5 protein-coding genes are annotated in these 5,574 nt (G+C 61.0%); all 5 read right to left on the bottom strand.

Annotated elements, in window-relative coordinates:
* Positions 1 to 175 precede the first annotated feature (175 nt).
* The 5 genes from D7D26_RS11690 to D7D26_RS11710 all read right to left on the bottom strand — a co-directional run bounded on the left by D7D26_RS11690 (position 176) and on the right by D7D26_RS11710 (position 5,346).
* The gene (locus D7D26_RS11690) at positions 176 to 850 is read right to left on the bottom strand and encodes an AroM family protein (RefSeq protein WP_120373161.1); all 675 of its coding nucleotides are present in this window, start codon (positions 848 to 850) and stop codon (positions 176 to 178) included.
* Positions 851 to 861: 11 nt separating this feature from the next.
* The gene (locus D7D26_RS11695) at positions 862 to 1,824 is read right to left on the bottom strand and encodes a DUF1177 domain-containing protein (protein ID WP_120373162.1); all 963 of its coding nucleotides are present in this window, start codon (positions 1,822 to 1,824) and stop codon (positions 862 to 864) included.
* Positions 1,825 to 1,891: 67 nt separating this feature from the next.
* Complete coding sequence (locus D7D26_RS11700; RefSeq protein ID WP_120373163.1) at positions 1,892 to 2,971, bottom strand: DUF917 domain-containing protein; 1,080 nt, start codon at positions 2,969 to 2,971, stop codon at positions 1,892 to 1,894.
* 13 nt (positions 2,972 to 2,984) lie between these two features.
* Positions 2,985 to 3,635 (bottom strand): aspartate/glutamate racemase family protein, encoded by a 651-nt coding sequence (locus D7D26_RS11705; RefSeq protein ID WP_120373164.1) that lies wholly within the window; start codon positions 3,633 to 3,635, stop codon positions 2,985 to 2,987.
* A 79-nt stretch (positions 3,636 to 3,714) separates the two neighbouring features.
* On the bottom strand, positions 3,715 to 5,346 hold the full coding sequence (locus D7D26_RS11710) for an OPT/YSL family transporter (RefSeq protein WP_120373165.1): 1,632 nt from the start codon (positions 5,344 to 5,346) through the stop codon (positions 3,715 to 3,717).
* Positions 5,347 to 5,574 lie beyond the last annotated feature (228 nt).

Consider the following 5,574-nt stretch of genomic DNA (forward strand, 5'->3'; position numbering starts at 1 on the left):
ATCTCACCGCTCAGACCATAAGGAGTATTACCGCAAGACAATGGATTGTTAGGTGCTTTAATTGAGAAATAGTATAACTCATTATAATGACTGCGTTTGCGAGAAATGTTCCACGTGGAACATTTCGTATAGGTGTTTGGAATAGCATCTGCTGACACTACTCCAACTTCGTCGCCTACACAAGCTCGCGCAGGAACCGCGCGGCGATGGAACGGGCGAGGACCACGGGCTTGCCGGTGATTCGGCGAACCTGTTCCTTCATCGCCAGCGTGTAGCCCATGCAGTCCATGACGAGAGCGTCGGCGCCCCAGCGGGCGAGTTCTTCCGCCGCGGCGGGGATCGTCTCTTCGGGACGGACGTAGGGCGACGCGCCGATCGAGCGGTTTTGCGGCGTGATCTGCGACCAGCGGCGCGACGACTGTTCCAGCTGCTCCGGAGACGGCATGAAGACGCCGAGTTTCGCGCCGGCCGGCACGACGGCCTGAACCATGTTGAACAGGACTTTCTGCGGTCTCAGCAGCAGCCCGCCGGTTGGAAAGTCGGGGAACTCGCCCGTGCAGAGCAGCAGGACGGCGGGGATCCCCGCGGCGAGGTGGGCGGCGATCTTCTGACGCACCAGAGGTGTCACTGCACGTTCGCAGATTTTCACAGACGTGCCGTCGGCCATTCTCGTGACCAGCACATAATCGCCCGGGCGCGGCGCCATGGCGGCAATCTGTTCGGAACTCAGGCCGTCCAGCGCTCCCGCTTCGATCAGTTCCACTTCCGCCCCGAGGATCTTCATAAGGTCAGGCGTGACGTCTGTTCTTGGCGCCTGCCCAATGGTGACGGTCCCTACGCGCAAAGTCATGGCCGGGCCTCTTACGCCTGAGGATCCGCCGGCGGCAGATCGCCCATGCTTTGAAGTTTGTTCATGGCCCCGTAACGTTTGAGGGTCAGATCGAATTCTTCCTCGCTGTAAAACTTGCACTTGCCCTCGCCGAACGCTTTCGCCGTTTCGATGGCGAAGCGCACGGCCGCCTCGATGTCTATCGGTTGCGAGCTTCCCGTAGCACAGCCGGGGACCGTCGTCTGCGACGTCAGCGCCACGCCGACGACCGGCGCTTTGGTGGCCGTGCAGGGCTGGAGGATGCTGTTCAGGTGATAGAGCCCGTTGCCGTAGGGCGTGATGTCGGTCATGCTGAGGGGAAAAACCTTGGGCAGCTCCCCCGTGACGGAGCTCATGATCTCGAGCAAATCTTCGCTGACGCGCAGGATCCAGCCCTCCTTGGCCGTCGGCGAGATGGCAAAGCCGCGGGCGTTGACGATCCGGTTGCCGCGCGTCGTGTCGATGGACAGGACGGCGTCCAGCTCCTCGCCCATTTCTTCGCGGTTGGCGATGGTCATGTTGATGGGAGAACCCATGAACGGCACGGGATCGTGAGGGCGTGTAGGAGAATTGGGGCAGATGTGAGTGGAGACGAACACGTCGCCTTTGAGCGCGTCGCCCTTTTTCGCCATGTCGCCCAGTTTCATGGCGACGGCCACGGCCGACACGGCGCCGTCGCCGTCGGAAACGAGCCCGATCCGTTCGGGGCGCGCGCCGATGCCGCCGAGACGGCCGACGATACCGATGGTGGGGGCTGTGCCGCCGTTATGTTTGCCTTCGGAGCCGTAGAACCACGTTTTGACGAAATCAGTGCTGCCTTTGGGGCCGTGAACAGTTTTGACGGAGATCTGTTCTTCCGGCACGCCGGCGGCCATCAGCGCTTGTTTGACGCTCTCGCCGCTTACGGACGGCGAGTCGAGCAGTTCAAGCGCGTTTATCGTATAAAAAAGAGACATGATTGGTACCTCCTTGATTTTCTACGTCTATTTTTTCTCTTCGGTCATTGCGAACGCGGCGGCTGCGCTACTTCAGCGTGACGTAGGGCAGCACGTCCCTGCCGACGACCTTCTCGATAGGTTCCAAAAGTTCCCGGCAGAACATGCCTGCGCCAAGAGGGATCCTGTCCGCAGGGACCAGCGTCACGAAAACGCGCCGCCCCTTTGCGAGCTCCGCCGTGGTGACGGGAAGTCCGGTTTCTGCGTCCGTGGTCATGATCAGATCGGGGAAGGTCCCCAGCCGTTCGCCGCCGCGGTCCAGCGTCATGAATTCGTTCCAGAACGCGAGTTCGCACCCGCCTGCGGAAACGACGCCATGGTCGAACCCGCCTTCGGTAATCAGGTCGATAGCGTCCACCGTGCCCGCCGTAACGACGCGGCCGCCGAGAAAGCCGACCGCCGCCTGGACAACAGCTTCGGCTCCGTGGGAACGGGCTTCAAGCATTTTCGTCCCAGTTTCGATGGCCAGCATCACGGCTCCCGGCGCGGCATGTTCTTTCAAATAATGGGCTTTGACCGGATTACGGGCCACCGCAACCAGTCCTCCGGCCTGAACGGCGCACTGCCGCACAAGCGCCGCTACGGCCTCCATGGGGCCGCTGAAAGCCGCTTCGAGGTAGCGCCCCGTCTCGGGATTTCCTCCCGCCGCCGTCTGCTTCGAAACGTAACGATTGTCGCGGTGCAGCGCCATGGATCCCATGACGCCGGTGGGATGCGCGCGTCCGTTGCACGGCGCGTCGATCAGGGGCAGTCCGCTCATGGCGGCCGGCAGCCAGCCGTTGAACGTCGAGCCGCCGCCATTTTCGTTGGTGATCAGTCCGGCCGGAGGCGACACGTCCAGTTTTGCCATCAATTCAATGACACGCATGGCCGCTTCGGGCTTGGCCATCGCTTCTTTCGAGGCCGGCGCCCCCACCGCCGAACAGGTGACGACGACCGCTTCGGGATCGATCTCGTCCAGCGAGACCAGTTCCAACGGACCGGCGGAAAGAGCCGCTTCGCCGAGCGCGCGCCCCTTGGCCATCGAACCGCCGCCGCCACCGCCGAGAAAACAGCCGCCCAGCAGCGCGGCTTCCACGTGTTCCTGAGTCAGTTTCAGCCGAGACATGCAAAGACCTCCTTCAACACAAGGCCGTCCACAGGCAGGCAGCCGCGCAGCGCAACGGATCCAGCACCGGCAAGCCGACGCGGCGGCGCAGCTCCGGAGCGGCGTTGATCGTCGCCAACCCCGTGCAGGCCAGAAGGAGCAGCTTGGCGCCCTTGCTTTTCAGCGCACAGCCGGCTTCCGCGAGCGCGTCCATCGCGTCGGGGCGGAACAGATCCAGCGTCGTATGGATCTGCGGCGGGCGCAGAGAACCGACGATACGGCCGCCTAAAATTTTTGCGATCTCTTCCGGCACGTTGTCCGTGATCCCCAGCACTCCCACGGGAACCCCGTAGGCGCTGGCCACGTGCGCCATCGCCGTGCCGGCGCCGATGACCGGGACGTTGAGCTCCCGTTGAAGGATGCCGACGCCGGGATCGCCGGCGCAGCTGATATAGACGGCGTCGACGTTTTCGTCCGCGAAAGCGCGCCCCAGCGCCAGCACCTTGGGCAACGCCTTCGCATGACTTGCCTCGTCATGGATCCCTTCGTCCTGATCGGCGATGCACCGCGATTCGACGGACAGACCGGGAAAACACGATTCGATCATGCGTCCGTGAAGCTGGAGCAACTCCTGATCCGGCGTCGTCAGGACGCGGATCAGACCGATTTTTTTCTTCTCCGACATCGAATTTTCACACCCTTTCACGGCAGCGCCGTTTTTATGGAAGCACGGCGCTGCCGGTCACGTCGAAGATACAATGCGCTTACCACCAACCGAAGGAACGCCCGATGGCGTTGAAGAAACCGAAAAGCCCGTCGCCGGCCACGAAACCCGCGCCGTAGAGCTGCATCGCCTCTTCGTGGTTTTTGATGAAGAGCGCCCGCAGGATCAGGGCGACCACCAGGCCGACGCCGTAAATGGGGTTGCGGATCAGCAGTCCCGTGGCGCAGAGAATGCCCAGCGCCTTTTTCGAACCGCCGGCGACCTGCAGAAGCGCGCCGGGGACGGCCCAGCACAGCATTTCAAGAAGGATCGCATAATCGGAACCCGCCTGGACCGTGGCCGCGAAAACCCGGCTGACGGGTGGAAGCAGATTGAGATTGAAATGCATCTTCATCAAAAGTCCGACCACCACAGCAGCGATCAGGCCGCCGAAGAGTTCGGAAAACATCTGCTGGCGACGTCCGTCCAGTTCGTACTCGCGATTCTTCCCGCTTCCTCTGATGACCCAGCCCGTCTTCAGATCGTATCCCATGTCGGCAAAACATGGGCCCGTGCTGGAAACGAAGCCTGCCAGCACCGCCAGCGCCGCCGGCGGAAAGTTCATGAACAGGCCGAGGCTGACGAAAATCACGGTCACGGCAAAACCGGGGAACCAGCCCGAGAACATGGCGCACAGCCCGACCAGGATTGCGGCGGAGATCGACGAAAACGTGCACCAGACACCCCAGAGAATGAGCTTGGGTGTCTCCATGGAAGTCATGAACCCGGTAATGGCCGCCAAAATGACAGCCGCCACGGCGAAATATCCAATATGGGCGGCGATGGCTTTCTTAGCCGCCGCGTGAGTCACCGTGGGCGCGCTTTCGGACGAGAACTCGCGGACGGATTTTTTGAAGATCATGACGAGCGCCTGGATCAGCGAGATCAGCCCGGCGCCGATCATAAAACCGTGCGGGATGTACGTTTTTCCGAGATCTGCCGGGAGATTCGTCAGTCCAAGAGAACTGAGCCAAGGGACAAGGCTCGGATAATAGCCGCGGATCAAAAGCCCCGCGGCCAGAGCCGACATGGCCCATGGGTTGGCGATAAACGCGATGCCCACGCCGGCCATGGGAAGACCGCCGGAAAGAAAAGGCTTGATCCGGCATCCGGCGCCTGCCGCGCCTAAAACGATGCCGCTCAAAAGCGTACGTCCTTTTTTACCGCCTTCGTCTCCAGCGATCAGCGCTTCCGCGGTGGCGATCCCCGGCGCCCACGATTCCCGGGCGGGGAACATCTCGGAATCGAACAGCGAATAAACGAGATGCATGCCGATCAGCGTCGCCATACCGGATCCGATAAGCATCGGCACGATCAGGGAAGGATCGCCGAAAACGTAGAGGATCCCCACGGCAAGCAGGCAGCAATTGGCCGCGCCGAATCCGGCGGCCGAAGCCATCGTCTGCACCAGATTCTGTCGGTCCAGGCTGCGGAATCGGCTCAGACTGGCGAAGGGGATTCTGGCAAGCGCCATGGCGAACAGCGCGCCGATGACGGATGTGTTCGGCGTCGTTCCGATGCGGGAGATGATCTGCATACAGATGACCGCCGAAAAGACGGAAACCAGCGCGCTGATGACAAACGTTTGCCCTTCGAAAGCCTTGACGTGCGGAACTTTTTTCTCTTCTGACATGTGACTGACCTCCTGACCTTCGTCGAAAACGGTAAGACCTTCTCAAAAGAAATGCCTGTACATAACCCTCCCGTCGATAAAGTTTTTAGAGATCTTATGTCAATAGCCAATAAAAAAGTCACCATAACTGCTCATTAAAAAAGTCACCCCCTCACACTCTCATCACAGCAAGACACCTCGAAAGAACTCCCCATCGTGCCGCCATAACAACGTCTACGCGAACGTACA

The sequence above is a fragment of the Pyramidobacter sp. CG50-2 genome (genome assembly GCF_003612005.1).
Classification (GTDB): Bacteria; Synergistota; Synergistia; order Synergistales; family Dethiosulfovibrionaceae; genus Pyramidobacter.

Coding starts and splice junctions, on each gene's coding strand:
- D7D26_RS11690 (WP_120373161.1), bottom strand. CDS start 850: ATGACTTTGCGCGTAGGGACCGTCACCATTGGGCAGGCGCCAAGAACA.
- D7D26_RS11695 (WP_120373162.1), bottom strand. CDS start 1,824: ATGTCTCTTTTTTATACGATAAACGCGCTTGAACTGCTCGACTCGCCG.
- D7D26_RS11700 (WP_120373163.1), bottom strand. CDS start 2,971: ATGTCTCGGCTGAAACTGACTCAGGAACACGTGGAAGCCGCGCTGCTG.
- D7D26_RS11705 (WP_120373164.1), bottom strand. CDS start 3,635: ATGTCGGAGAAGAAAAAAATCGGTCTGATCCGCGTCCTGACGACGCCG.
- D7D26_RS11710 (WP_120373165.1), bottom strand. CDS start 5,346: ATGTCAGAAGAGAAAAAAGTTCCGCACGTCAAGGCTTTCGAAGGGCAA.